The 25,336-nt window shown below is 65.7% G+C and carries 27 protein-coding genes and 1 tRNA gene; 14 read left to right on the top strand and 14 right to left on the bottom strand.

Features of this window, described 5'->3' with window-relative positions:
* The first annotated feature begins 44 nt into the window (after positions 1 to 44).
* Complete coding sequence (fbaA, locus tag ACN0RC_RS01020; protein ID WP_417508197.1) at positions 45 to 1,073, top strand: class II fructose-bisphosphate aldolase; 1,029 nt, start codon at positions 45 to 47, stop codon at positions 1,071 to 1,073.
* A 68-nt stretch (positions 1,074 to 1,141) separates the two neighbouring features.
* On the opposite strand, the gene ACN0RC_RS01015 is transcribed toward fbaA, so the two are convergent.
* Together ACN0RC_RS01015 and ACN0RC_RS01010 are read right to left on the bottom strand one after the other, a co-directional pair.
* Positions 1,142 to 1,666 (bottom strand): DUF6264 family protein, encoded by a 525-nt coding sequence (locus tag ACN0RC_RS01015; RefSeq protein ID WP_417508196.1) that lies wholly within the window; start codon positions 1,664 to 1,666, stop codon positions 1,142 to 1,144.
* Positions 1,663 to 2,700 (bottom strand): 4-hydroxy-3-methylbut-2-enyl diphosphate reductase, encoded by a 1,038-nt coding sequence (locus tag ACN0RC_RS01010; protein ID WP_417508582.1) that lies wholly within the window; start codon positions 2,698 to 2,700, stop codon positions 1,663 to 1,665. The genes ACN0RC_RS01015 and ACN0RC_RS01010 overlap by 4 nt, the downstream gene beginning before the upstream one ends.
* Before the next feature lie 110 nt (positions 2,701 to 2,810).
* Between ACN0RC_RS01010 and xseA the strand changes: the two genes are divergently transcribed.
* From xseA to ACN0RC_RS00980, 6 genes are all read left to right on the top strand, one after another.
* On the top strand, positions 2,811 to 4,088 hold the full coding sequence (gene xseA, locus ACN0RC_RS01005) for an exodeoxyribonuclease VII large subunit (RefSeq protein ID WP_417508195.1): 1,278 nt from the start codon (positions 2,811 to 2,813) through the stop codon (positions 4,086 to 4,088).
* A gap of 46 nt (positions 4,089 to 4,134) precedes the next feature.
* Positions 4,135 to 4,395 carry an exodeoxyribonuclease VII small subunit gene (locus ACN0RC_RS01000; RefSeq protein WP_417508194.1) on the top strand — a complete coding sequence of 87 codons (261 nt, stop codon included), beginning with the start codon at positions 4,135 to 4,137 and terminating at the stop codon, positions 4,393 to 4,395.
* Positions 4,392 to 5,030, top strand: coding sequence for a DUF4245 family protein (locus tag ACN0RC_RS00995; RefSeq protein WP_417508193.1), 639 nt, complete (start codon positions 4,392 to 4,394; stop codon positions 5,028 to 5,030). The genes ACN0RC_RS01000 and ACN0RC_RS00995 overlap by 4 nt, the downstream gene beginning before the upstream one ends.
* Complete coding sequence (locus ACN0RC_RS00990; RefSeq protein WP_417508192.1) at positions 5,030 to 5,704, top strand: carbonic anhydrase; 675 nt, start codon at positions 5,030 to 5,032, stop codon at positions 5,702 to 5,704. The genes ACN0RC_RS00995 and ACN0RC_RS00990 overlap by 1 nt, the downstream gene beginning before the upstream one ends.
* Positions 5,701 to 7,095 (top strand): class II fumarate hydratase, encoded by a 1,395-nt coding sequence (locus tag ACN0RC_RS00985; RefSeq protein WP_417508191.1) that lies wholly within the window; start codon positions 5,701 to 5,703, stop codon positions 7,093 to 7,095. The genes ACN0RC_RS00990 and ACN0RC_RS00985 overlap by 4 nt, the downstream gene beginning before the upstream one ends.
* 225 nt (positions 7,096 to 7,320) lie before the next feature.
* A complete protein-coding gene (locus tag ACN0RC_RS00980; protein ID WP_417508190.1) occupies positions 7,321 to 8,157 on the top strand; it encodes a DUF559 domain-containing protein in 837 nt (278 codons plus the stop codon).
* 136 nt (positions 8,158 to 8,293) lie between these two features.
* Here ACN0RC_RS00980 and ACN0RC_RS00975 read toward each other — a convergent pair whose 3' ends face one another.
* Both ACN0RC_RS00975 and ACN0RC_RS00970 read right to left on the bottom strand, forming a co-directional pair.
* Positions 8,294 to 9,619 carry a PhoH family protein gene (locus ACN0RC_RS00975; protein ID WP_417508580.1) on the bottom strand — a complete coding sequence of 442 codons (1,326 nt, stop codon included), beginning with the start codon at positions 9,617 to 9,619 and terminating at the stop codon, positions 8,294 to 8,296.
* Between the two features lie 221 nt (positions 9,620 to 9,840).
* Positions 9,841 to 10,623, bottom strand: coding sequence for an isoprenyl transferase (locus ACN0RC_RS00970; RefSeq protein ID WP_417508189.1), 783 nt, complete (start codon positions 10,621 to 10,623; stop codon positions 9,841 to 9,843).
* Positions 10,624 to 10,723: 100 nt separating this feature from the next.
* On the opposite strand from ACN0RC_RS00970, the gene trhA reads away from it, so the two are divergent.
* From trhA to ACN0RC_RS00955, 3 genes are read left to right on the top strand one after another with little or no spacing between them, the layout of a single operon-like run.
* Positions 10,724 to 11,458: a PAQR family membrane homeostasis protein TrhA gene (trhA, locus tag ACN0RC_RS00965; RefSeq protein WP_417508188.1), complete on the top strand. Its 735-nt coding sequence runs from the start codon at positions 10,724 to 10,726 to the stop codon at positions 11,456 to 11,458.
* Positions 11,459 to 11,476: 18 nt separating this feature from the next.
* On the top strand, positions 11,477 to 11,950 hold the full coding sequence (locus tag ACN0RC_RS00960) for an S-ribosylhomocysteine lyase (protein ID WP_417508187.1): 474 nt from the start codon (positions 11,477 to 11,479) through the stop codon (positions 11,948 to 11,950).
* A complete protein-coding gene (locus ACN0RC_RS00955) occupies positions 11,950 to 12,717 on the top strand; it encodes an SDR family NAD(P)-dependent oxidoreductase (RefSeq protein WP_417508578.1) in 768 nt (255 codons plus the stop codon). The genes ACN0RC_RS00960 and ACN0RC_RS00955 overlap by 1 nt, the downstream gene beginning before the upstream one ends.
* 23 nt (positions 12,718 to 12,740) lie before the next feature.
* Here the strand turns inward: ACN0RC_RS00955 and ACN0RC_RS00950 are convergent, their stop codons facing one another.
* The gene (locus tag ACN0RC_RS00950) at positions 12,741 to 13,115 is read right to left on the bottom strand and encodes a hypothetical protein (protein ID WP_417508186.1); all 375 of its coding nucleotides are present in this window, start codon (positions 13,113 to 13,115) and stop codon (positions 12,741 to 12,743) included.
* A 68-nt stretch (positions 13,116 to 13,183) separates the two neighbouring features.
* On the opposite strand from ACN0RC_RS00950, the gene ACN0RC_RS00945 reads away from it, so the two are divergent.
* Together ACN0RC_RS00945 and greA are read left to right on the top strand one after the other, a co-directional pair.
* Entirely contained in the window at positions 13,184 to 13,570 is a 387-nt protein-coding gene (locus tag ACN0RC_RS00945; RefSeq protein ID WP_417508185.1) for a DUF4307 domain-containing protein, read from the top strand.
* 114 nt (positions 13,571 to 13,684) lie between these two features.
* Positions 13,685 to 14,173 carry a transcription elongation factor GreA gene (greA, locus tag ACN0RC_RS00940; RefSeq protein ID WP_417508184.1) on the top strand — a complete coding sequence of 163 codons (489 nt, stop codon included), beginning with the start codon at positions 13,685 to 13,687 and terminating at the stop codon, positions 14,171 to 14,173.
* Positions 14,174 to 14,268: 95 nt separating this feature from the next.
* On the opposite strand, the gene ilvA is transcribed toward greA, so the two are convergent.
* Positions 14,269 to 15,498: a threonine ammonia-lyase gene (ilvA, locus tag ACN0RC_RS00935; RefSeq protein WP_417508183.1), complete on the bottom strand. Its 1,230-nt coding sequence runs from the start codon at positions 15,496 to 15,498 to the stop codon at positions 14,269 to 14,271.
* A complete protein-coding gene (locus ACN0RC_RS00930; RefSeq protein ID WP_417508182.1) occupies positions 15,495 to 16,688 on the bottom strand; it encodes an AI-2E family transporter in 1,194 nt (397 codons plus the stop codon). The genes ilvA and ACN0RC_RS00930 overlap by 4 nt, the downstream gene beginning before the upstream one ends.
* Before the next feature lie 76 nt (positions 16,689 to 16,764).
* On the opposite strand from ACN0RC_RS00930, the gene ACN0RC_RS00925 reads away from it, so the two are divergent.
* On the top strand, positions 16,765 to 18,015 hold the full coding sequence (locus ACN0RC_RS00925) for a winged helix-turn-helix domain-containing protein (RefSeq protein ID WP_417508181.1): 1,251 nt from the start codon (positions 16,765 to 16,767) through the stop codon (positions 18,013 to 18,015).
* A 12-nt stretch (positions 18,016 to 18,027) separates the two neighbouring features.
* On the opposite strand, the gene ACN0RC_RS00920 is transcribed toward ACN0RC_RS00925, so the two are convergent.
* From ACN0RC_RS00920 to ACN0RC_RS00910, 3 genes are all read right to left on the bottom strand, one after another.
* Complete coding sequence (locus tag ACN0RC_RS00920) at positions 18,028 to 18,594, bottom strand: LemA family protein (RefSeq protein WP_417508576.1); 567 nt, start codon at positions 18,592 to 18,594, stop codon at positions 18,028 to 18,030.
* An 81-nt stretch (positions 18,595 to 18,675) separates the two neighbouring features.
* Positions 18,676 to 19,989 (bottom strand): D-arabinono-1,4-lactone oxidase, encoded by a 1,314-nt coding sequence (locus tag ACN0RC_RS00915; protein WP_417508180.1) that lies wholly within the window; start codon positions 19,987 to 19,989, stop codon positions 18,676 to 18,678.
* Complete coding sequence (locus tag ACN0RC_RS00910) at positions 19,986 to 21,212, bottom strand: amino acid deaminase/aldolase (RefSeq protein WP_417508574.1); 1,227 nt, start codon at positions 21,210 to 21,212, stop codon at positions 19,986 to 19,988. The genes ACN0RC_RS00915 and ACN0RC_RS00910 overlap by 4 nt, the downstream gene beginning before the upstream one ends.
* Positions 21,213 to 21,270: 58 nt before the next feature.
* On the opposite strand from ACN0RC_RS00910, the gene ACN0RC_RS00905 reads away from it, so the two are divergent.
* Positions 21,271 to 21,346 (top strand) — tRNA-Leu (locus tag ACN0RC_RS00905).
* Between the two features lie 98 nt (positions 21,347 to 21,444).
* Here the strand turns inward: ACN0RC_RS00905 and ACN0RC_RS00900 are convergent.
* The 4 genes from ACN0RC_RS00900 to ACN0RC_RS00885 are packed head-to-tail and all read right to left on the bottom strand — an operon-like array spanning position 21,445 to position 25,334.
* Positions 21,445 to 22,896 carry an NAD(P)/FAD-dependent oxidoreductase gene (locus ACN0RC_RS00900; RefSeq protein WP_417508179.1) on the bottom strand — a complete coding sequence of 484 codons (1,452 nt, stop codon included), beginning with the start codon at positions 22,894 to 22,896 and terminating at the stop codon, positions 21,445 to 21,447.
* Between the two features lie 35 nt (positions 22,897 to 22,931).
* Positions 22,932 to 24,257 (bottom strand): S8 family peptidase, encoded by a 1,326-nt coding sequence (locus ACN0RC_RS00895; RefSeq protein ID WP_417508178.1) that lies wholly within the window; start codon positions 24,255 to 24,257, stop codon positions 22,932 to 22,934.
* Positions 24,254 to 24,772, bottom strand: a complete 519-nt coding sequence (locus ACN0RC_RS00890; RefSeq protein WP_417508177.1) for a DUF501 domain-containing protein — start codon at positions 24,770 to 24,772, stop codon at positions 24,254 to 24,256. Before ACN0RC_RS00890 ends, ACN0RC_RS00895 begins: the two co-directional genes overlap by 4 nt.
* 40 nt (positions 24,773 to 24,812) lie before the next feature.
* Positions 24,813 to 25,334, bottom strand: coding sequence for an FtsB family cell division protein (locus tag ACN0RC_RS00885; protein WP_417508176.1), 522 nt, complete (start codon positions 25,332 to 25,334; stop codon positions 24,813 to 24,815).
* Positions 25,335 to 25,336: the final 2 nt, after the last annotated feature.

The raw sequence follows: 25,336 nt of genomic DNA, 5'->3' as shown, positions 1-25,336 counted from the left end.
TAGAGTGAGCACTGACCCCGCTTCATCTATCGCAGGAGTTTTTCATGCCCGTCGCCACCCCGGAACAGTACGCAGAAATGCTCGACCGCGCGAAGGCCGGTGGCTTCGCGTACCCGGCGTTCAACGTGTCCAGCTCGCAGACCATCAACTCCGTCCTCCAGGGCCTGACCGAGGCCGGCTCCGACGGCATCATCCAGGTGACCACCGGTGGTGCCGACTACTTCGCCGGCCACACCGTCAAGGCTCGCGCCACGGGCGCTCTCGCCTTCGCTCGTTACGCGACCGAGGTCGCCAAGAACTACCCGGTCACCGTGGCACTCCACACCGACCACTGCCCGAAGGATGCCCTCGCAGGCTTCGTCGAGCCGCTCATCGCGGCATCCGAAGAAGAGGTCAAGGCCGGACGCAATCCGATCTTCCAGTCGCACATGTGGGACGGCTCGGCCGTGCCGCTGGCGGAGAACATCGAGATCGCCAAGGATCTCCTCCCCCGCATCAAGAACATCAACGCGATCCTCGAGGTCGAGATCGGTGTCGTCGGCGGCGAAGAGGACGGCGTGCAGCACGAGGGCTCGAACGATGCTCTCTACACGACCTTCGCCGACGTCGACCAGGCCGTTCAGGCACTGGGCCTCGGCGAGCAGGGCCGCTACATCGCCGCCCTCACCTTCGGCAACGTGCACGGCGTGTACAAGCCGGGTGGAGTGAAGCTGCGCCCCGAGCTGCTCGGTGAGATCCAGCAGCAGGTCGCCGCGAAGTACAACACCGGTGCGAAGCCCCTCGACCTCGTCTTCCACGGCGGATCAGGCTCGAGCGACGAAGAGATCGCTCTCGCCGTCGCCAACGGTGTCATCAAGATGAACATCGACACCGACACGCAGTACGCGTACACGCGTGCGATCGCTGACTACATGTTCAAGAACTACGACAGCGTCCTGAAGGTCGACGGCGAGGTCGGAAACAAGAAGCAGTACGACCCGCGCGCGTGGGGCAAGGTCGCGGAGTCCGCGATGGCCGCTCGCGTCGTCGAGTCGACCCGCCAGCTCGGCTCCTACGGCCAGTCCAAGAGCTGACACCAGCCTCACAAAGCAACGAGCCCGCGTCGATTCGACGCGGGCTCGTTTCTTATATAGCTAGGCGCTCACTGCCCTGTCGCACCGTTCAGGTACGCGATGAAGGCGGGATCATTCATCATCGGCACAGTGATGCAGATCGTCGTGATGATCATGGTGATGACAGCTCCGACGAGCGGCACCCACCAGCTGAGCTTGCCGCGACGCAGACGCCGCACCGCCAGCCAGGCGGTGATTGCCCAGCCGATGAACAGCACGACCGCGGCGACTGTGCCCCAGGTCTTGCCCTGCGCGAAGTTCGTGAACTCGCCCTCGATGCCGAGAATCCCCATGCTCCGGTTCATCAGTGTGGGCAGGTCCAAATACGACATGGCAGTCATGAAGACGTTGACCACGCCGTACGCGAGCAGAGCGATCGTGATGATGCGATCCCACGGGCGGGCCGCTGGCGCCGAGGGCGTCGCCTGCACCGGAGCTGCCGGTGCGGCCTGCATCACAGGCGACTCAGCAACGGCGTCCGCAGGAGGGAGCCCGGCCAGCCGACGCTGCTCCTCCGGCGTCGCGTACTCTCCGAACTGCGGACGGTCACTCATGAAGAAGCAGCTCCGGTACGGCCGCCGAGCGCGCGCGGATCCTTCTGGCCCGAAATGTCCTGACGAAGCTCCTTGGGAAGCGAGAACATCAGATCTTCCTCGGCGGTCTTGACCTCTTCGACGTCCCGGTAGCCGGCGCCGCTGAGTGCCTCGAGCACCTCGCGGACGAGCACCTCGGGCACGGAGGCGCCACTGGTCACGCCGACGGTTTCAACGCCGTCGAGCCACTCCTGCTTGACCTCTTCCGCGTAGTCGACGCGGTAGGCGGCCTTCGCACCGTATTCCAGAGCGACCTCAACGAGACGCACCGAGTTCGACGAGTTCGACGAGCCGACGACGATCACCAGGTCAGCATCCTTCGCAACCTTCTTGATCGCGACCTGACGGTTCTGCGTGGCGTAGCAGATGTCATCAGACGGAGGGTTCTGCAGGTCGGGGAAGCGAGCCCGCAGTCGGTTGACGGTCTCCATGGTCTCGTCGACCGAGAGTGTGGTCTGCGAGAGCCAGACGACCTTCGAAGGATCCTTCACCTGCACGGTGTCGGCCTCATCGGGCGAGTTCACGATCGTCACTCGCTCTGGCGCGTGCCCGGCGGTGCCCTCGACCTCTTCATGCCCTTCGTGGCCGATCAGCAGGATTTCAAAATCATCGCGGGCGAACCGCACCGCTTCGCGGTGCACTTTCGTCACCAGCGGGCAGGTCGCGTCGATGGCGTGCAGTCCGCGATCGGATGCCGCATTCACGACTGCCGGCGAAACACCGTGCGCGCTGAAGACGACGTGTGCGCCCTCGGGCACCTCATCGACCTCTTCGACGAAGATCGCCCCCTTCGCCTCTAGCTCGGTGACGACGTGGATGTTGTGCACGATCTGCTTGCGCACGTACACGGGTGCGCCGTAGCGCTCGAGCGCCTTCTCGACGGCGACGACAGCACGGTCGACACCGGCGCAGTAGCCGCGTGGGGCGGCGAGCAGAACGCGCTTGTGTCCGTCGACCGGGATATCCTGAAGCCGCGTCGCCCGCGAACGTGGAATACGGGGAACGGGAAGATGTACGGTGGCCTGGCTCACACTCCGATCCTACCTTCGGGTACCGGTGAGGGGCCTGGGCGTCGCGCCGAGCGCACAACCGATGAAAGGACCCGATGACGGTCTTCGAAGCCTCCTCCGCGAATGGCCAGACGCCTCCGGCAGACGCGGTCGCGCCCCGCGATTCGACAGCGGATGCTCCGACCTCGGTCGCGCGACTGAACGGCACCATCCGCGACTTCATCGCCCGGTGGAACACCGTCTGGGTCGAGGGCGAGATCACCTCGTGGAACGTCCGCGGCGGCAACGTGTTCGGCCGGCTCAAAGACACGCAGTCCGACGCGCAGATCTCGATCCGCGTGTGGTCGAGCGTGCGCGGTCGCATCCCTGCCGACCTCGCGATCGGCGACCACGTGATCGCCGCAGTCAAGGCCGACTACTTCGTCAAGGCCGGAGATTTCAGCTTCACCGTCGCGAGCATGAAGCACGTCGGTCTCGGTGACCAGCTCGAGCGGCTCGAGAAGCTCCGTGCGCAGCTGCGTCAGGAAGGGCTGTTCGACGCATCCCGCAAAAAGCCGTTGCCCTTCCTTCCGCACGTGATCGGACTCATCACCGGCGAGCGATCGGATGCCGAGAAGGACGTTCATCGCAACGCCGAGCTGCGCTGGCCGCAGGTGCGCTTCCGCACTGAATACGCCGCTGTGCAGGGCGACCGGTGCGTCCCCGAGACGCTAGCAGCGCTCGCACGACTGGATGCGGATCCCGACGTCGACGTGATCATCATCGCCCGCGGCGGTGGTGATCCGCAGACGCTGCTCGGATTCAGCGACGAGCGTCTCGTACGCGCGGTCGCCGCAGCATCCACCCCCATCGTCTCGGCGATCGGCCATGAGAACGACCATCCGCTCCTCGACGACGTTGCAGACCTGCGCGCATCGACGCCGACGGACGCCGCCAAGCGCGTCGTCCCCGACGTCGGAGAGCAGCGCGCGCTCATCGGCCAGCTGCGCGCCCGCGCGACCTCGCGCCTGACTCAGCGCATCTCTCATGACATCGCACAGCTCGAGCAGCTGCGCTCGCGCCCGGTGCTGCGCTCCCCCGAACCGATCATCTCCGCACGCGCGCAGGAGCTCTGGCTGCTGCAGGCGCGTGGGCGCGACACGATCGATCGGCAGTGGGATGCTGCGGGCCGCAAGACCTCCGAGCTGCGCGCGTCGCTGCGCGCGCTGTCGCCCGCCGCAACCCTCGCCCGCGGGTACGCGATCGCTCACCTCGACGGCGGCGTGATCCTTCGCGATGCATCGGATGCTCCGGCAGGCAGCCCCCTCACCATCACCGTGGACCGCGGATCGATCGCCGCCCGATCCGAGGGGGAGATCTCGGAAGCCAGCTGATGTCACCCGGGCGGACGATGTCGGAGCGCGTCGTAGACTGGGAACCGTGACTGCGCCCAACGACACCCCGGTGGAATCCCTGTCGTTCGAAGACGCCCGTGACGAACTCGTCCGCGTGGTCTCCGAGCTCGAGCAGGGTTCTCCTACGCTCGAGTACTCACTCGCTCTGTGGGAACGCGGTGAAGCGCTCGCTGCCCGCTGCGAGGAATGGCTTCTCGGCGCGAAGCGCCGTCTCGAGGCCACTCGTGCCGCGGCATCCGACTCTTCGGCATCCGATTCTGCAGATCCCAACGGTGCCAGTTCATGAGCAAGCAGCCACGCGTCGTCGCGGAGCTCGGCCGGCCCGAGACTCCTGAAGAGACCGCTGCGCGCAAGGCGGAGTTCAGCAAGACCTATCGGTCTGGCCAGACCTTCCGCAACCTGATCGCGGCGCTCATCATCACACTCGCCGTCGTCGCGATCGTGATCTTCGGCGTGCCCCGCGGCCAGCCCGCATCCGAACCTGAAGTCGATCTGCCCGCGATCGCGGCCGACGTCGAATCGACGATGGAGCGTCCGGTGCTCGTACCCGAGCTGGGCGACTTCTGGCGTGTGAACGCGGCAGAACTCGAGGGCGGTCCCACCGTCGTCTGGAACATCACCCTGGCGCCCGCCGCTGAAGACGAACGCGGATTCATCCGCGTCGCCCAGGCCTTCGAAGCAGATGCGAAATGGGCGCCGCAAGTGCTGAACGGCACTGCCGCAACCGAGACCACCCGCATCGGCGGTGTCGAGTGGGATGTCTACTCGGTGAGCAAGAACTCCGACGACAACGTGAGCTACGCCATCGGCACCCAGGCAGGCGTCGACTACGTGCTCCTGTACGGCTCGCGTTCCCCCGACTCGACAGCAGAATTCGCCGAGTCTCTTGTTCCACAGATCGAAGAGATTGCAGAGGACTGATGACAACTCTCACCCCCACCGCTGCTTGGGAGCAGATGCTCGAGGGAAACAAGCGCTTCGTCTCCGGCGAACCGCGTCACCCCAACCAGGACGTGGGGCGACGTCATGATCTCGCCGACCATCAGAACCCACTCGCCACACTGTTCGGATGCTCCGACTCGCGACTCGCAGCCGAGATCATCTTCGATCTCGGGCTCGGAGACCTCTTCGTTGTCCGCAACGCCGGCCAGGTCATCGGCGAATCGATCGTCGCCAGCCTCGAGTACGCCGTCGGCATTCTCGAGGTACCGCTGATCGTCGTCCTCGCGCATGACTCCTGTGGGGCCGTGCGCGCGGCGATCGACGGCACGCCGATCGATGCCGAGCCGCTGCCCCCGCAGATCTGGAAGCTCATCGCCCCGATCGTTCCCGCCGCACGCAAGGTGCTCGCCGAGAACGGCGGCGGCGCGGTGAGCGATATCGACGCTGAGCTGGTCGGCAAGGAGCACCTACGCAACACGGTGCGCAACCTGCTTCAGTCGTCCGAGATGATCAGCACCGCAGTGGCCGAGGGCCGGTTGGGTATCGTCGGTGCGAACTACCGTCTTTCCGAAGGCACCGCTGTGCCTGTCATCACTGTTGGAATCGAATCGGGGATCGCAGTCGACCCCGCAACTCTGGAGGGATCGAAGTGACCGATACCGAGTACCGCATCGAACACGACACCATGGGCGAAGTACGCGTTCCCGTGAACGCGCTCTACGGCGCTCAGACCCAGCGCGCGGTCGAGAACTTCCCGATCTCGGGCACCGGGCTGGAATCCACGCAGATCGCCGCCCTCGCTCGCATCAAGAAGGCAGCCGCTCTCGCGAACAAGAGCCTGGGCACGCTCGATGGCGCGATCGCCGATGCGATCGCGCAGGCCGCAGACGAGGTGGCTACGGGTGCACACGACGGTCAGTTCCCCGTCGATACCTACCAGACCGGCTCTGGCACGTCGTCGAACATGAACATGAACGAGGTGCTCGCGACTCTCGCCACCCGCATCCTCGGTTCTGCCGTGCACCCGAACGACCACGTGAACGCGTCGCAGTCGTCGAACGATGTGTTCCCGACCTCGGTGCACATCGCCGTCACCCAGGCACTCATCGACACGCTCATCCCGGGGCTCGACCACCTCGCGGTGGCTCTCGAGGCGAAGGCAGAGCTGTGGAAGGACGCCGTCAAGTCGGGCCGCACGCACCTCATGGATGCCACACCCGTCACCCTCGGCCAGGAGTTCGGCGGCTACGCCCGTCAGGTACGCCTGGGCATCGAGCGCGTGCAGTCCGCACTCCCCCGCGTCGCTGAGGTTCCGCTCGGCGGTACCGCGGTCGGAACCGGCATCAACACTCCGCTCGGCTTCCCGCAGAAGGTCATCGCTCTGCTCGCAGAAGAGACCGAGCTGCCGATCACCGAGGCCAAGGACCACTTCGAGGCTCAGGCCAACCGCGACGGTCTGGTCGAGGCATCCGGTGCCCTTCGCACCATCGCCGTCTCGCTGACGAAGATCAACAACGACCTGCGGTGGATGGGCTCCGGTCCCAACACGGGTCTCGGCGAGCTGCACATCCCCGACCTGCAGCCCGGCTCCTCGATCATGCCCGGCAAGGTCAACCCGGTCGTCCCGGAGGCCGTGCTGATGGTCTGCGCCCGAGTGATCGGCAACGACGCGACGGTCGCCTGGGCCGGAGCATCCGGTTCGTTCGAGCTCAACGTCGCCATCCCGGTGATGGGTACTGCGCTTCTCGAGTCGATCCGTCTGCTCTCGAACGCTTCGCGCGTGCTCGCCGACAAGACCGTCGACGGTCTCGTCGCCAACACCGAGCGTGCGGCGGCGTTCGCGGGAATGTCGCCGTCGATCGTGACGCCGCTGAACAAGCTCATCGGCTACGAGGCAGCGGCCAAGATCGCTAAGCACGCCGTTGCCAAGGGCATCACGGTGCGCGACGCCGTGATCGACCTCGGCTACGTCGAGCGCGGTGAGCTCACGCTCGAGCAGCTGGACGAGAAGCTCGACCTGCTCAGCATGACCCACCCGGGCTGAGCCTCAGCTCGTTGGTGTGACGCCCGGCGGATGCTGTGACACACGGCGGAGCTTTCAGGTAAATTGCTCCGCGTCCTGTCACATGCTCCGCCGGGCGTCACTGCATCCCCTTCCCGAGCGTGGGCCGCGGAAGCACTCGTTCTCCACATTCATAAAACTGCCGAAACCGTCCACAATCGGATGCCTTCGCCGCTGCTGCGCGCGTGAATCAGCAATCCTGGATGGATGATCGACCCGGCTCACCTCATCACTCGACTCGGCGGCGTAGCTCTCGGATCCCGCCTGCAGGAGTACGGCATCTCACGTGCGACGCTGGCACGCCACGTCGCCAAGGGCACGATCCAACGCATCCGCTCCGGCGTCTTCGCCGTGCCCGGTCTGAAACCATCCGTACGCGAGGCCATCGCGCACGGCGGTGCCCTGACCTGCACCTCGGTGTTGCGCTCGCACAAGGTCTGGGTTCTGCACGATGGCACCGAGCCGCATATCTGGATGGGAGCATCCGGACGAGCACGCACGCACCCGGACTGCGCTTGTGTGAGTCACTACTATCGAGGCGACCCTCCTCTGGGAAGAGCCTCGCTCGAGCAGGCACTGCTGCACCTCTACCGCTGTCAAGGCGACGAAGCCTTCTTCGCGGCCTTCGAATCCGCGTGGAAGCTTCGGCTGCTCTCGCGAGCCGCTCGCGCCCGCGTGCGGGCGGCATTGCCGGCATCCGCTCAATGGCTCGTCGATCTCGCTCGACCCGATGCCGACAGTGGTCTGGAATCGCTGCTGAGGCTACGGCTGCACATCCTCGGCATCCGTCTCGACTGCCAGGTGGAGATCACCGGGGTCGGCAGGGTGGACTTCGTGATCGGCAGAAAGCTGATCCTCGAGGCAGACGGCAAAGAGAATCACGCGTCCGAACAGATGCGCCACAAAGATCTGCTGCGGGATGCCGCGGCATCCGCGCGCGGTTACGAAACGCTGCGTTTCGACTACTCCCAGATCGTCCACGACTGGCCGACGGTGCAGTCAGCCGTCATCGGCGCGCTGAAACGGCTCCGCGACCACGCTTGAGTGTTGCACCCTGCGGAGGGTGTTGCGCCCATCGGAGGTTTTCGTCGGATCACTCCGACCTACGTCACCCCCTCCGACAGGCGTAACAGCCGACCATCCCGCCGGCCCCCGGACCCCGGACCCCGGACCCCGAAGCTCAGCTGAGCTCCCCACCCTCCAGCAGGTCGGTGACCAGTGCCGCGATGGCCGAGCGCTCCGAGCGCATCAGCGTCACGTGACCGAACAGTTCGTGACCCTTCAGCGTCTCGATCACCGAAGCGATGCCGTCGTGCCGGCCCACCCGCAGGTTGTCGCGCTGTCCGACGTCGTGGGTGAGCACGACGCGCGAGTTCTGGCCCATCCGGCTGAGCACCGTCAGCAGCACGTTTCGCTCCAGCGACTGCGCCTCGTCGACGATCACGAACGCGTCGTGCAGCGAGCGTCCGCGGATGTGCGTCAGCGGAAGGACTTCCAGCAGTCCTCGCGCGATGACCTCCTCCACGACGTTGCCCGAGACGACCGAGCCGAGCGTGTCGAAGACCGCCTGCCCCCACGGGCCCATCTTCTCGTTCTGGTCACCCGGCAGGTAGCCGAGTTCCTGGCCGCCGACGGCGAACAGCGGCCGGAACACGATGATCTTCTTCTGCTGCTGCCGCTCCAGCACCGCTTCGAGTCCCGCACACAGCGCGAGTGCCGATTTGCCGGTGCCTGCGCGCCCACCGAGCGACACGATCCCGACGTCAGGATCAGTCAGCAGGTCGATCGCGATGCGCTGCTCAGCGGAGCGACCATGCATCCCGAACAGGTCACGGTCGCCCCGCACCAGTCGGTACTCGCCGTCGCCGGAGACCCGCCCGAGGGCGGACCCGCGTTCGGAGTGGATGATCAGTCCGGTGTTGACGGGGATGCCGCGGGCCTCCTCGCTGATGCCGACCTCGCTCTCGTACAGGTCGCTGATCTCATCACCCGAGAGGGCGAGGGTGGCGATTCCGGTCCATCCGGAATCGACCGCCTGCTCGGCGAGGTACTCCTCCGCCGAGATTCCGAGCGATGCCGCCTTGACACGCATCGGAAGATCTTTCGAGACGATCGTGACGTCTTGACCGTCTTCTGCGAGATGCATGGCAACCGCGAGGATGCGACTGTCGTTGTCGCCGAGTCGGATGCCGCTGGGAAGCACACCGGCATCGGTGTTGCTGAGTTCGACACGAAGCGTGCCGCCCTCGCCGATCGGCACCGGGTAGTCGAGGCGGCCGTGTTCGATACGCAGCTCATCCAGGTGACGCAGTGCCTGCCGCGCGAAATAGCCGATCTCAGGGTCGTGCCGCTTGCCTTCGAGCTCGGTGATGACGACGACAGGAAGGACGATCGAGTGTTCGGCGAAGCGGAACAGCGCCTGCGGATCCGAGAGCAACACCGAGGTGTCGAGCACATAAGTGCGGAGATCCTGATCAGGCTTCCCAGAGGAAGACCTGCGTGAGATCTGACGGGTTGACTGCTGTGCTGCACGTGTGGTCACGACCCACTCCCGACCCGGGATGCTTCCCGGCTAAGCCACGAGTCGACCTGGGGCCACGAGTCGCGATCCTGAGGGCCGACTCGACCAGACACGGTGTCCGATGCCTCGAAGGTACGACTGCAGTCGCGCGACACACCGGAGGACACGCACGCAGCGCGATTAACGTTGGGTTAACGACCGTGCGCTCACCGACCGAAGCGGCGATCCCGGTCCGTGAAGTCTCTGATGGCGCGCAGGAAGTCGACCTCGCGCAGATCGGGGCCGAGCGCCTCGACGAAGTAGAACTCGCTGTGCGCGCTCTGCCACAGCAGGAAGTCGCTGAGCCGCTGCTCGCCGCTCGTGCGGATGACGAGGTCGGGATCGGGCTGCCCGCCCGTATAGAGGTGCTCCCCGATCATCTCCGGAGTCAGGTGCGCGGCGAGGTCCTCGAGAGTCCCCCCGGATGCCTCGTGCTCCCCGATGATCGACCGCACAGCATCCACGATCTCGTTGCGTCCGCCGTACCCGACGGCGAGGTTCACATGGAGACCGGGGTGCCCGTTCGTACGCGCCTCTGCGTCGGCGAGGACGCGGGCGAGCTCGGTGGGCAGAATGTCTGATCGGCCGACGTGCTTCACTCGCCAGTCCGGCTCCTGCGACAGACTTTCTGCGAGCTCGGCGATGATCTCGATGAGATCCTCGATCTCTTTCGAGTCGCGTTTTCTCAGGTTGTCGCTGGAGAGCAGGTACAAAGACACGACACGCACGCCGATCTCATCGCACCAGCCGAGGAACTCGCGCATCTTCGCAGCTCCCGCACGGTGCCCATCAGCGGCGGAGTCGAATCCGAGTTGTCGCGCCCACCGCCGATTGCCATCGATCATCATCGCGACATGGTGCGGAACGGATGCCGGATCGAGCTGCCTGCGGAGCCGGTTGCTGTACAGCCGGTACAGCGGACCCCGGCCTTCGCTCGTACGTGCATTCACGTGCCTACGCTACCGCGCCATCGGCGCCGACTCATGTGATGCGGCCGAGGATCAAGGATATGTGCAGTTCATGGCATCGGCTGCGACTTAGAGTGAGAACGTGAGTACACCCGATTCCGGCTCCGTTCCCGTTCCTGAGCTGCCTCTCGTCGAAGCCGCAGCCGATGACGCCGAGATCGAGATCAAACCGACCTGGCGGGGCTGGCTGCACGCCGGAACCTTCCCCGTGGCGATCGTTGCGGGCATCGTGCTCATCGTTCTCGCGGATGGCGCCCCCGCGAAGTGGGCAGCCGCCGTCTTCATGGCGAGCTCGCTGCTGCTGTTCGGGAACTCCGCTCTGTACCATCGCATCGACTGGAAACCGAAGACGAAGCTGCTCCTCAAGCGCATCGATCACGCGAACATCCTGCTGCTGATCGCCGGAACCTACACGCCACTGGCAGTGAACGCGCTCATCCCCGAGAAGGGCATCCTGCTGCTGTGCGTCGTGTGGGCCGGGGCGATACTCGGCATCCTCTTCCGGGTGTTCTGGATAAATGCGCCGCGCTGGCTGTACGTCGCCCTCTATTTGGCTCTCGGGTGGGCTGCCGTCATGTACATGGGCGACCTGCTGAACGCCAACGTCGCCATGATGGTCCTGGTGTGCGTGGGTGGGGTCCTGTACACACTGGGCGCCATCGCGTACGCGATGAAGAAGCCGAACCTGTGGCCAGGTCACTTCGGGTTCCACGAGCTCTTCCACCTGTGCACGGTGCTGGCGTTCCTGTGCCACTGGACCGCCTGCCTGCTCATCTCAATCGCACCGTATTCCCCCTCGCTCGGGCTGCCGGGCTGACCTCTCAAGGAGAACACCATGGCCGATGTCGAGAGCTTCACCCTCGATCACACCGCTGTCCGCGCCCCGTACGTGCGGCTCATCCAGACCGAGCACGGCCCTAAGGGCGATGCGATCTCGAACTTCGATGTGCGATTCGTCCAGCCGAACGAGGGCGAGATCCCCACGGCAGGTCTGCACACGATCGAGCATGTGCTCGCCAGCCTGATCCGCGATCACCTCGAGGGCGTCATCGACATCTCACCGTTCGGCTGCCGCACCGGTTTCCACCTCATCGTGTGGGGTGAACCGAGCGTCGCCGCGGTCGTCGCGGCGATCCGGGTCGGGCTCACAGCGATCGCCGAGGACATCACCTGGGATGACGTTCCCGGCGTCGATGCGATCAGTTGCGGAAATTACCGCGACCACAGCCTGCACAGTGCTCGCGAGTGGTCAAAGCACATCCTCGAGCAGGGAATCAGCCTCGACGCGTTCACGCGCGTGGGCGTGTGATGTTCAACGAGCTGCGCGATCGCGTCGTTCTCGTCACCGGAGGTGCCAGCGGCATCGGCGCCAGCACCGCAGATGCCTTCCTCGCCGAGGGTGCGACCGTCGTCAGCGCCGATCTGAGCCTGCCCGAAGGCCTGCACCCGGGGCGCGACGACGAATGGACCGTGCGCCTGGATGTCGGCGATGAGGACGCCGTCGAGCAGGTTCTGGATGCTGTCGCTGAAACCGTCGGCATCGTCGACGTCGTCGTCACCGCAGCCGGGACCTCCACGATGGGCTTCGCGACCGAGACGACCAGCAGCGACTGGGACCGAAACCTCGACGTGAACGCGAAGGGGTCCTTTCTCGTCGCGCGCGGGGTCGCGCGACGGCTGGTGGATGCTGGGCGCACCGGCCGCATCATCTTCATCGCCTCTCAGGCCGCGAAGAACGGCTACCGCGGGATGACCGCGTACGTGGCATCGAAGCACGCGGTGCTCGGGGTGACCAAGACGATGGCGGTGGAGCTCGCGCCGCACGGCGTCACCGTGAACGCGATCTGCCCCGGAATCATCGAGACGCCCATGAAGCACCGTGAGCGCATCGAGGGCGGGGCAATCCGCGGGATGACTGCGGAAGAGGTCGCGGCGGAAGACCGCTCACAGGTGCCGCTCGGTCGCACCGGGACGCCGGAGGATGTCGCCGGTGTGGCGCTCTTCCTCGCGAGTGATCTCGCAAGCTACATGACCGGTCAGGGGCTGAACGTCACCGGCGGCATGACGATGCACTGACGCCGCACGCACCCGGCCCGCGATCAGCGCGCGTTGTCTGCTGGAGGGTGTTCGTCGTCAGCATCCGGAGCGCTCGAGGGCGCAGCATCCGCCTGCCCTGCGTCTGTCTGCGCAGCATCCGTCTTCTCAGCATCCGTCTTCGCGGCTGCCTGTTCGGCGTCGAGTTCCTCGCGAACCTCATCGCGATAGCGCACTCGGCGCACACGACGATTCATATCCCAGATCAGGAGCGCCAGGGCGACGACGATGATGACGATCACGGCGAAACCGGCGGGGCCGGGGGTGACGGAGTTCGGGTCGACCGTCATCGACGGGGTGGGCATCGGGGTGTCGGTGTCTGAGAACACTGTTCCTGCGAACACCGTTGCGGCCAGTGCCGTTCCGAAGAGCCCCATCATGTGTCCGCCTCTCGATCACAGGTCGCGTAACCTGGAACTACAAGCCTAACGACCGAAAGGCGACCTGCGTGACGACCGCCGAAGATCTCGACCAGCGATACGGACGCACCCGTCGTCGGCGCCTGCCCTGGCTGCTCACGATCATCGCCGCTGTCATCGTCGTCGCGATCGCCGCGTGGATGACGATCTCGCAGTCCGCGAACTCCGTCACCTCCGACGATCTCGGCTTCGAGGTCGTCGATTCGCACGAGGTGACGGTGCGATTCCAGATCTCCAATGCGCACGGCAAAGAGGTCGCCTGCGCGGTCGAAGCGCTGGATGAGGAGTTTGGCGTCGTCGGCTGGAAGATCGTCGAGATCCCGAAGCTGGAGAGCCATATCCAGCAGTTCACTACGACCGTTCCCACTGTTTCAGAGGCCACCACAGGTTTGGTGAACGCCTGCTGGGTCGCATAGAATTCTCTCGAGACGACGCCCTGGCCCATCCGCCGGGGCGTCTTGGCATATCCCCTCAGCCCCACATGGGCGTTCAGAAACCGCCCTGAAGGGCGTTCGACAAAGGAGCACGCTGTGTCTACAGACGCTCAGGTACCTTTCCTCACGCAAGAGGCCTACGATCGACTCGTCGCCGAGCTCGAGCACCTCTCCACCATCGGTCGCGATGAGATCGCCAAGCGCATTGAAGCGGCACGTGAAGAGGGCGACCTCAAGGAGAACGGCGGCTACCACGCTGCCAAAGACGAGCAGGGCAAGCAGGAAGCGCGCATCCGCACCCTCGAGCAGCTGCTGAAGACCGCGAAGGTCGGCGTCGCGCCGGCCAGCCGTGGTGTTGTCGAGCCCGGCACTGTCGTCACCGCTCTCGTCGCGGGTGGCGAAGAAGTCTTCCTTCTCGGCAGCCGCGAGATCGCCGGCGACACCGACCTCGACGTCTATAGCGAGGCGAGCCCGCTCGGACAGGCCATCCTCGGCCTCAAGATCGGCGAGAAGACCTCTTACGAAGCGCCCAGCGGCAAGTCGATCTCGGTCGAGGTCACCGGTGTGGAGACCTTCTCGGGCTGAGTTCACCCCTAAACCTAAACCTGCAAAACCACGCCGAGACCGCGTCGCAACGACGTGGTCTCGGCGTGGTTTTGCCGGTTTGTGGGAACGAAAGGCTAGTCAGGCACGACGACCGGGTCGTAACCGGCACGACGGAGAGTGTCGAGCGTCAGCTCGGTGTGCTCTGCGCCGCGGGTCTCGATGCTCAGCTGCAGGCTGACCTGGCTGATCTGCAAGCCCTGCCCGTGCCGCGTGTGCATGACCTCCATGACGTTCGCACCGGCTTCGGCGACGAGCTCGGAGACGCGCGCGAGCTGCCCTGGGCGGTCAGGCAGCGGAATGCGGATCGTGAGATAACGGCCGGATGCTGCCAGGCCATGAGCGACCACGCGCTGAAGCAGCAGCGGGTCGATGTTGCCACCCGTGAGCACTGCCATCGTGTTGCCCGTGTCAGCGATCTTGCCGGCGAGGATCGCGGCGACGGCCACCGCCCCCGCGGGCTCGGCCACGACCTTCGCCTGTTCGAGCAGGATGAGGATCGCCCGCGCGATGTCGTCGTCGGTCACCGTGACGACCTCATCGACAAGGTCCTTGATGATCTCGAACGGCACAGCGCCCGGCTTTGCGACGAGGATGCCGTCGGCGATCGTCGGACGCGTTTCGATCTCGACGGGGTGTCCGGCGGCAAGAGAAGGCGGCACGGCTGCGGCGCTCTCGGCCTGCACACCGATCACGCGGATCGTTCGCCCGAGCTTGGCTGCCGCTGCCTTGGCCGCCGCAGCCACTCCGGCGATGAGTCCGCCGCCGCCGATGCCCATGATGATCGTGTCGATGTCGGGAGCATCCTCGATCAGTTCCAGACCGAGGGTTCCCTGACCGATCACGATGTCGCGGTGGTCGTAGGGGTGGATCATGATCGCACCGGTGCGCTCGGCGTACTCGGCGGCGAGCCGCAGCGCCGTGGACACGGTCTCGCCCTCGAGCACGACCTCTGCACCATAACCGCGCGTGGCGAGGAGCTTGGGAACGGGAACGCCCAGCGGCATGAAGACCGTCGCAGGAATCCCCAGTTCCTGTGCCGCCAGCGCCACACCCTGCGCGTGGTTTCCGGCCGATGCCGCCACCACACCGTGCGAGCGCTCTTCGGGGGTGAGCTGCGAGAGCCGGTACCCGGCACCACGGATCTTGAACGAACCGGTGCGCTGAAGGTTCTCCATCTTCAGCACGACAGGCGAGCCGAGGACGTCGGAGAGCGCCCGGGAAGGCAATGTCGGAGTGTGCGAAATCACGCGCTCCAGCCCCCGTGCGGCTTCTTCGAACTCGGCCAGGGTGGGGACTGTGCTCATGTGCTCCTCTTTCTCCGCTCGCGCGGCACTGTACTCCAGATCAGATCACCGGGCGGTCTGGCACCGGTCTTCCACGAACCACTGCTGAGGCTGACCGCGACCACGTTCACGAACGCGGCCAGCGGCACGGCGAAGAGCGCACCCGGGATGCCGGCGATCATCGATCCTCCGGCCACCACGAGCACCACAGCCAGCGGGTGAACCTTGACTGCCGATCCCATGAGGATCGGCTGCAGAATATGTCCCTCGATCTGCTGAACGCCGATCACCACGATCAGCATCCACAGCGCGTTCCACGGGTCGTTGTAGACCAGTGCGAGGAAGACGGCGACGGTGCCGGTCGTGACAGCACCCACGATGGGGACGAACGCACCGAGGAACACCAGCACAGCCACCGGAATGGGCAGCGGAACACCGAGCAGGAACGCGCCGAGGCCGATGCCGATCGAGTCGATCGTCGCCACGAGCAGCTGAGTCTTGGCGTAGTTGACGACGGTGCGCCATCCGCTGCGGGCGGAAGCATCGACTGCCAGGCGAGCGTCCTTGGGGAAGAGTTTGGTCGTCCAGCGCCAGATCCCGCCGCCATCGGCGAGCAGGCAGATCAGGATGAACAACGTCAGCAGCGCGCCGATGACGACGTGCCCCGCCGTCGTGCCGATCGCCAGGGCCCCTGACCACAGGAGCTGTGCCTGCTGCTGGAGCAGCTCGAAGCCCTGGTCGAGGTAGTCCTGGATCTGCGAATCGGTCAGATGGAGCGGTCCGTCGATGAGGTAGGCGCGCAGCCCCTCGACGGCGGTCACGGTCCGTGCTTGAACCTCGGGCCACTCTTGAGAGACCTGCCAGCCGACCAGCCACATCAAGCCGACCACGATCGCGATCGTGCCCAGGAGCGAGACGATGATCGCGAGCCAGCGCGGCACCCGGTGGCGCAGCATCCAACCGAATGCCGGCCAGAGCAGCGCCGTGATGAGGATGCCCACCAGCAGCGGGATGACCAGGAGCTTGAGCAGAATGACGAGCCAGATGATCACACCCGCAGCCGCAGCGATGAGCAGCAGCCGCCAGGCGTAGCTCGCGCCCACGCGCAACGAGAATGGCACACTGTTGTCAGCCTCGGTCGAGATCGTTCGATCGGTGGGCATACGACCCCACAGAAGATCACGCTTGCGAGGGCGCTGCTCATCCGTCATGCGGCAAGTCTAGTTGCGGCATCATGTCTGCTGTGACGTCGCCGTCGATGTCTGAGACGGACGATACGCTGACCGGATGCCGGAGAATCTCAGTGCTTCGCAGGCGCGACGTATCGCTCTCGCCGCGCAAGGCTTCACCCGTCGTCGCCCAGAGGCCACCGTGTCAGCGCGTCATATGCACCGCACGATGGAGCGCCTGGGCGTGCTGCAGATCGATTCGGTCAACGTCTTCGCCCGCAGCCACTACCTGCCGCTGTTCTCGCGCCTCGGCTCCTACGACCCCGCGGTGCTCGACCGCGTCTTCATGTCGCGCACAACGCACTACGTGGAGTACCTCGCGCACGAGGCGACCTTCATCCCCGTCGACGATTGGGCGCTGTGGCGATTCCGCATGGAGGACTTCCGTCGGCGGTGGGACTCCCCCGACTCGTGGACGAGTCAGAATGTCCGCACCCTCGCGTGGGTGCAGGACGAGCTGCGTGCCCGCGGACCGCTGCGACCCGCCGAGCTGCGCGCCGATGCGCCGCGAGAGCGCGGCACCTGGTGGGACTGGGACGAAGTCAAGCTCGCGCTCGAGCACCTGTGGCGCACCGGTGACGTGGCGATCAGCGGTCGCCGAGGGTTTGAGCGGGTCTATGCCCTCGCAGAGCAGGTGATCCCCTCCGAAGTGCGCGAGCGCGACGTGCCGCGCCAAGAGGCGATCCGTGAGCTCGTGGGCTGTGCCGCCCGGTCGCACGGCGTCGCAACGGCGGCAGATCTTGCCGACTACTACCGGATCCGCGACCGCGCGGCGGTGCGATCCTCGATCGACGAACTCGTCGACGGCGGCGAACTGCGCCCTATCGAGGTACGGGGATGGGAGCGCGCAGGCCGGCCTGTCGAGGCGTGGCTGCACCGTGATGCGGTGCTCCCCCGCCGTGTGGATGCCGCGGCCATCCTCACGCCGTTCGACCCCGTGGTGTGGTTCAGAGAACGCGCGCTGCGCGCCTTCGAGCTCGACTACCGGATCGAGATCTACGTACCGGCCGCCAAGCGCCGTTACGGTTACTACTCGCTGCCCGTGCTCGTCGACGACCGCATCGTGGCGCGCATCGATCTCAAAGCCGATCGGGCCTCGTCGACTCTTCAGGTGCAGTCGGCCTGGTGGGAGCCGCAATCACGCGCCGAAGACGCCGAGAGGATCGCGCAGGAGCTTGCGCTGGCGGCATCCTGGCAGGGTCTGGAGAACATCTCAGTCTCAGGCTGGGGTGACGCTGCCGAGACCGTGGCGGGCGCGCTCGTGGTCACGCACGGGCGGGTGCTACGACACGCGCACGAGCGCGAATAGGCGTCTGGTCGCTCAGAACTGCACGCGCGGCGGCTCGGAGATCGCAGCGCTGTCAGCCACCTCGAAGAACTCACGTTCAGTGAAGCCGAGGCCGCGGGCGAAGAGGTTGTTCGGGAAGACCTTGATCTTCGTGTTCAGCTCGCGCACGCCGCCGTTGTAGAAGCGGCGAGCGGCCTGGATCTTGTCTTCGGTGTCGACCAGCGCGTGCTGCACCTGGAGGAAGTTCTGACTCGCCTGCAGCTGCGGATAGGCCTCTGCGACCGCGAACAGGCTCTTCAGCGCCTGCTGCAGGTGCCCCTCGGCGATGCCTGCTTCGCCCGGGCTGGTGGCAGAGAGCGTCTCGGCCCTGGCACGAGTGACATTCTCGAATACGGCCTTCTCGTGCGCGGCGTAGCCCTTCACCGTCTCGATGAGATTGGGGATGAGATCCGCGCGCCGCTTGAGCTGAACGGTGATTCCGCTCCACGCTTCATCAACACGGACGTTGAGCTGCACAAGGGAGTTGTACGTCGCCCACAGGTAGATGCCGATCAGCACGAGCACCGCGACGACGATCAGAACCGGAATGAGCCATTCCATCTCAGGCAACCCCCTTGAAGCGTATTTTCATTCATACTATCGACGCTGTCTGCAAGCGCACTGGGCGTCTGGCCGCGGTCTTTACGCGCCGAGCACTCGATCGAGGTGGCGGTTGGCGAAGCGCCTCTCGGGGTCCATCTTGTCGCGAAGGGCGAGAAAATCATCGAACCTCGGGTAGCGCTCCCGCAGCTGATCGGCGGTGAGCGTGTGCAGCTTTCCCCAGTGCGGGCGCCCACCGTGCTCGAGGCAGATGCTCTCGACTGCTTCGAAATATGCGGTCGGAGCGGCACGCCAGTATCGGTGCACCGCGATGTACCCACTGGCTCGCCCGTGCGCGGTGGAGAGCCAGAGATCGTCGGATGCCGCAAAACGCACTTCGACCGGGAACTCGATCTTCCATCCGCGTTCGCGAATGAGCTGCTGGATCGCGTGGAACGCGGGAACCACGTTCTCGGCGGGCAGGGCGTACTCCATCTCACGGAACCGCACAGTGCGACTCTGGGTCAGCACGGTGTGCGAGCGGTCGGTGTACTCACGGTCACCGGTGAGCTTCACCGCGAGCCGGTTGAACGGCGGGGTGATCGCTGGCACGACTTGACCCGTGGCGCACACGACGCGGTAGACGCCGTTGGAGAGGAGTGTCTCGTCGATCCACCTGCCGACCTTCGGCAATGGCCGTCGCGGTGTCGATTCCGGCAGACGGGTCTGACGCTTCGTGAGTGCGACATCCGTATGCGGGAACCAATAGAACTCGAAATGATCGGATGCTGCGACGCGCTCGTCAAGCGTCTCGAGCACCTCATCGAGCGGCGTCGGCTCATCGATCGCGTGCAGGATGAAGGCGGGCACGCACTGCAGCGTGACGTCGACCAGGATGCCCAGCGCCCCGAGCCCCAGAGCCACGGCAGGCAGCAGTTCGGCGTTCTCTTCTTCGTTCACACGGAGAAACTCACCCGCCGCGGTGATCAGAGTCACACCGACGACCTGCGTCGCTAATCCACCGAATCCGGCTCCCGTGCCATGCGTGCCGGTGGAGATCGCGCCCGAGATGGATTGCCGATCGATGTCGCCGAGGTTCTGCATCGCGAGCCCGTAGTGCGCCAGAAGACGTGGAATGCGATGCAGCCGCGTTCCGGCGAGCAGCGTCACGCGTGCGCGCTCGGCGTCGACCGATACGACCCCCTGCATGTCATCGAGTTCGAGCAGAACGCCGGGCGCGACTGCGATTCCGGTGAAGCTGTGCCCGGCGCCGACGGCCTTGATCGGAAGACCGTGAGAAGCGGCCGCGACCACCGCCCGCTGAACGCCTTCTGGGCTGCGCGGGCGCTCAACCCGTGCCGGTCTCACCTTGGCCGAGCGCCCCCAGTTCTGCCAGGTGCCGCCGGGTCGAGTCACAGGAACGCCTTTCCCTCGCCGCGATAAGTGGGGAGCTCATCGATGATCTGGGTGCCGGAGACGAGGTGGTATGCATCGATGTGCTCAGCGGGTTCGCCGCTCTTCGAGTGTCGGAACCAGACGCGGTCTCCGATGGCGAGACCAGCAGCAGCACGCCCCTGAAGCGGGGTCTGCACCTCACCGGCCGCCTCGCGCGGCATCGTGCGCAGCCCCTCAGGCCATACGGCCTTCGGCTGGCGAGATGCCACCGGCGGGCCGGACGCGATCCAGCCACCGCCGAGCACCGTCGCGATGTCGCTCGCGGGACGGCGGACCACGTCGAAGGCGAACGCACTGGCCGGCGCGGGGCGGAACGACCGGTATCCGTCGAACAGGTGTCCCCCGAGCAGACCGCTGCCCGCCGAGGCCTCTGTGACGGATTCATCGCTCGCTGTGAATTCCAGAGAACCGGTGCCGCCGCCGTTGAGGAACTCCAGCGAGGCGATGTCGGTGAGGACATCGGCGATCTCGGCCCGACGTGTGCGCAATTCGGCGCGGGAGCGCGCTTGCATAGCGCGGATCACCGGAGCATCCGAGCCGTTGTCTCCTTGGCCGGCGATCTGCGCCTCATACATCTGCAGGCCCACGAGTCGGAATCCCGGGCGGCTCGTGACGACACGGGCGAAGCGGGCGATATCGCCGGCGGTGAACAGCGGAGAGCGACGCACACCGATGTGCCCGAGAGCTGCGGAACGCCACGAAGCATCCGCATCGATCGCAACGCGGATCATCTCGCGCTCGCCCGGCGCGGCGATGCTGTCGATGAAATCGAGGTGCGCCACGTCGTCGACCATCAGGGTGATGCGGGAGGCCGCCTGTTCATCGTGCACAAGCCGCTCGAGACTCGCGCGGTCGACGGTGGGGTATCCGAGCACAATGTCGTCATAGGTCTCAGAGAGCCAGAGCGCTTCGGCGAGGGCGTACGACAGGATGCCGTGATACCCGGGGATCTGCAGCACCGCATCGAGCACCGCGCGCACCCGCACCGACTTCGAGGCGACACGGATCGGGATTCCGCCCGCGCGCACCAGGAGATCCATGGCGTTGTGGCGCAGGGCATCGAGATCGATGATCCCCACGGGGGCAGGAAGATGAGCGGTGGCCTCTGTCAGCCGCGGCCACCAGTACGCGGGCTGCTCCCACGCGCGATCGGCAGAGGACGTCGGAGGCGCGGTGAGGTCGATCACTCCCCCACCTTATGCCTCGATGCGCGGGCACGCACGGCTAGGCTGAGAGTGTCAGGCCCCCATATCCCAATGGCAGAGGAAGGCGACTTAAAATCGCTTCAGTCTGGGTTCGAGTCCCAGTGGGGGCACCACCGCGCGCATCGCCATACGAAACATGCGGGATGCTTTTCGTTGCTTGTGGAGTCCCACAAGCAACGAAATGCATCCCGCATGCGCGGTCAGATCGTGATTACGACGCGGCCTGCTTAGCCGGAGCCTTCTTCGCAGGAGCCTTCTTGGCCGCCGGGGCCTTCTTGGTAGCCGGCTTCTCGGCCGCAGGCTTCTCGGCCACAGGCTTAGCCGGGGCAGCATCCGCCGCCGGGCGCGGACGTGCGGCGAACTCCTGGAAGAACGCGTGCGGCTGCTGGACCTTCTCGAGGTTCACGATGTCGCGGTCGAGCCACAGGTTGTTCCACCAGCCCCACAGCACACGCCACTTGCGCTCCCACGTCGGCATAGCCAGACCGTGGTAGCCGCGGTGCGCGACCCAGGCGAGGAAGCCCTTGAGGGCGAACTTTCCGGACTGGAAGACGCCGGTGCCCAGGCCGAGGCCTGCAACCGCCCCGAGGTTCTTGTGCACGTAGTTCACGGGCTCTTCGCCGCGCAGCACCGCGACGAGGTTCTTGGCAAGGCGCTTGGCCTGGCGAACCGCGTGCTGTGCGTTCGGAACGCAGAAACCGCCGACGCCACCACCGGTGAGGTCGGGAACAGCCGAGACGTCACCTGCGGTCCAGGCACCCTCGACGACGTTTGCATCAGCGTCGATGACGCGCAGCGTCGCCTCGGCGCGAATACGACCGCGCTCTTCGGTGGGGAGGTCGCCCGCGCGGACGACCTGCGGGTTGGCCATGACGCCTGCGGTCCAGACGATGATGTCGCTGGGGATGACCTCACCCGTCGACAGCTCGACGTTACCGCCGACAGCGCCGGTGACCTGAGTGTCGAGGTGAACGTTCGCGCCGCGCTTGGCGAGATCCTTGAGCACCCACTCGCTGGTCTTCAGCGAAACCTCGGGCATGATGCGTCCCATGGCCTCGACGAGGTGGAAGTGCGTCTCTTCGAACGTGAGCTCCGGGTAGCGCTTGAGCAGTGCAGAAGCAAAGGAGCGCAGCTCGGCGAAGGTCTCGATGCCTGCGAAGCCACCGCCGACGACGACGACGGTGAGCAGACGCTCGCGCTCAGGTCCGGCCGGAAGTGCTGCGGCCTTGTCGAAGTTCGACAGGAGCTTGTCGCGGACCCAAACTGCCTCTTCGATCGACTTCATGCCGATCGCGTTGTCAGCGATGCCCGGGATCGGGAAGGTGCGCGAGACGGAACCGGCAGTGACGACGATCTGGTCGTACGCGTACTCGTAGGACTCACCCTCTGCGGGGGTGATCGTGGCGACCTTGTTCGCGTGATCGATCTTGGTCACCTTCGCGGCGACCACGTTGGTGCGCTTCAGGTGGCGGCGGGTCGAGACCACGGCGTGACGTGGTTCGATCGATCCGGCAGCGACCTCCGGAAGGAAGGGCAGGTATGCCATGTAGGGCAATGGGTCGACCATCGTCACTTCGGCTTCGCCCTTGCGGAGGTGCTTCTCGAGCTTCCACGCAGTGTAGAAGCCCGCGTAGCCACCACCGACGATCAGAATCTTGGGCACAGTTCTGTTCTCAGGCACAGAAGGACAACTCCTCGTCAGGCTGCTGGCGTGCGTTGCTTGCGCGCCGATCGGATGCGCCGGGCCGCTGCGGTGACGCCTAGCCCAACAAGAATACCAGGGACTGTGAGTGCTATGAGCGGGAGCGTCCCGAAGCGTAGCGATTCTGCGCTGGGAAGCAGCGGAGAACCGGGAGTGGTCGGCGCATCTGCGGCGGGAAGTGGCGCGACCTCGATCGGTGTGAACTCGGGCTCCGGCGCGGGCGCCGCGTCAGCACGACGGTACAGCCGCACCCATTCGGCCAGGTCGCCCATCGGATTCTCATCGACATGGGGAACGGATGCTGAGACCGCAGCTGCCGCGTTCAGCAGACCGTAGCCGTAGAGCTTGTCGGGGACTGCGGTCACTCCTGGAACCGGAGTCGCGGTGCGGATGATGCGGTTGATGACATTCGCCGCATCCAGGTCGGGATGAGCCGAGCGCACGAGCGCCGCCACTCCCGCCACAATCGGCGCCGCACCGCTCGTGCCGCGCCATGCACTCAGCTGACCGTCGGCCGAGATACCGAGAAGCCCCTCGCTGGGGGCCGAGATTCCGATCGTGATGCCCTGCGTGGAGGCCTCGACGCTCGCTGTTCCTGCCTGGTTGACGCCGCCGACGGTGAGCACCCCTGGGATCGTCGCCGGCGCGCCGACGACTGAAGTGCCACTGCCCCGGTTTCCCGCGGCGACGATGACGACGACGTCATGCTCATAGGCGTACAGGAACGCCTCGTCCCAGCTCTTGTCCCAGTCGAGAGTGTTGGTCGTGAAGGACATGTTGATGATGTCGGCGCCATGATCGACGGCCCAGCGGATGCCCTCGGACACTTGATCGACGAACGGCACTGCCGCGGCGGCGCCGAAGCCGATCGATACCGAGAGCAGCTTGGCTTCGGGCGCGACGCCGATCATTCCGGTGCCGTCGCTCTTGCCCCGCGCGGCCGCGAGAGAGGCGACCCACGAACCGTGATCACCGTCGACTGCGCCGACAGGAGAGCGGCCATCTGGGGTGCCACTGCCGGAGACATCGGTGCCAGCTGCCACGGCGTTTTCGAAGGCTGCGGGAGCCTTGCCGATTCCGGTGTCGATGATGGCGATCGTCGCGCCCTCGCCACGTGTCGTCTGCCACGCCTCGCGGATCTGCGAACTGTCGAGCCAGTACTCGAGCGCGCGAACCGGATCAGCCGGATTGTCCGGAATCGGCACCGGCACCGGAGTCGGGGTGGGCGTGGGTGTCGGGGTGGCGGTCGCGCCGACGAGCAAGACGGATGCTGCAACCGCCGCGACAGCGACAGCTCCCCGCAGCATCGTCTTCAGCTTCATCGCGTCGCAGCTCCGGGGTCTTCGCACTGGCAGCGCTGCGGTGACCAGCTCGAGCGCTCGAGCGCAGCGTCGCCGATCGGGTTCACCCCGGGACCTGCCGCGAGAGCGTGACCGGCCAGCGCATGCAGGCACTTCACGCGGGTGGGCATGCCCCCGGCGGAGATGCCCGCGATCTCCTCGACGTCACCGAACTGGGCGCGGTCCGCGAGAAACGCCTCGTGTGCTGCCAGGTAGGCTGCGGCGACAATTTCATCCTCGAGCGTGGCTGCGAGCTCAGGCATCAGCTGATTCGCCTCGAGCGTCGACATGGCCGCGGTTGCGGCGGGATGAGTGAGGTAGTAGAACGTCGGGAACGGAGAGCCGTCGTCCAGACGAGGGTTTGTGGCAACCACCGTCGGGTTGCCGCAGACACAGCGTGCGGCGATACCGACGACGCCGCGCGCCTGGCGGCCGAGCTGTGCGGAGACCACGTCGATTTCGGCGGAGGTGGGCGGGGCGAATGGCGGTGTCGTCACCTCATCAGCCTACGGGTCTCGCCTGTGGAATCTCCCGAAATCACTCCCCGGGGCCGGGCGCTGCGTTCTGCGCCAGACCTGCCCCGGCGACGGTCCGCAGCAGTTGCGGCATCCAATCGGCCGGCGTCTCCACAAGATCGCCGCTGACGGGCGCTTGCTCCTGTGGGAGAGAGGCGGGATCGAGGTCGTTGTCGACGAGGTAGACGACCTCGCCGGGCTTGACGTAGTACAGACGCTCACGCGCCTGTGTGGTGATGAAGGCTGGGTCTTCCCAGCGCGTCTGCTGCTGTTCGAGCGCCTTGATCTCCGCGGCGCTCACCTGCACTGAAGCCTCCAACGCCGCGATCTTCTGACGCTGGTCGATGTAGGTGCCGAGCGTGGGCACGAGCACCCACGCGCCGAGGACGACCAGCGAGAGCATGATGACCATGAATCCCGAAAGACGGATGCCGGAGGCCCACTCCCGTACGTCGACCTGAGGACTCTGCGCGCGTGGACGAGCCTGCGCACGAGGGGCGCCCTGTGCCGAGGGAGCAGAAAGGGGAGCCGGACGTTTCGTCATGA

This window comes from Microbacterium sp. (assembly GCF_048259935.1).
In the GTDB taxonomy this organism is placed as follows: domain Bacteria; phylum Actinomycetota; class Actinomycetes; order Actinomycetales; family Microbacteriaceae; genus Microbacterium.
This window is presented reverse-complemented; position numbering and strand designations above follow the sequence as displayed.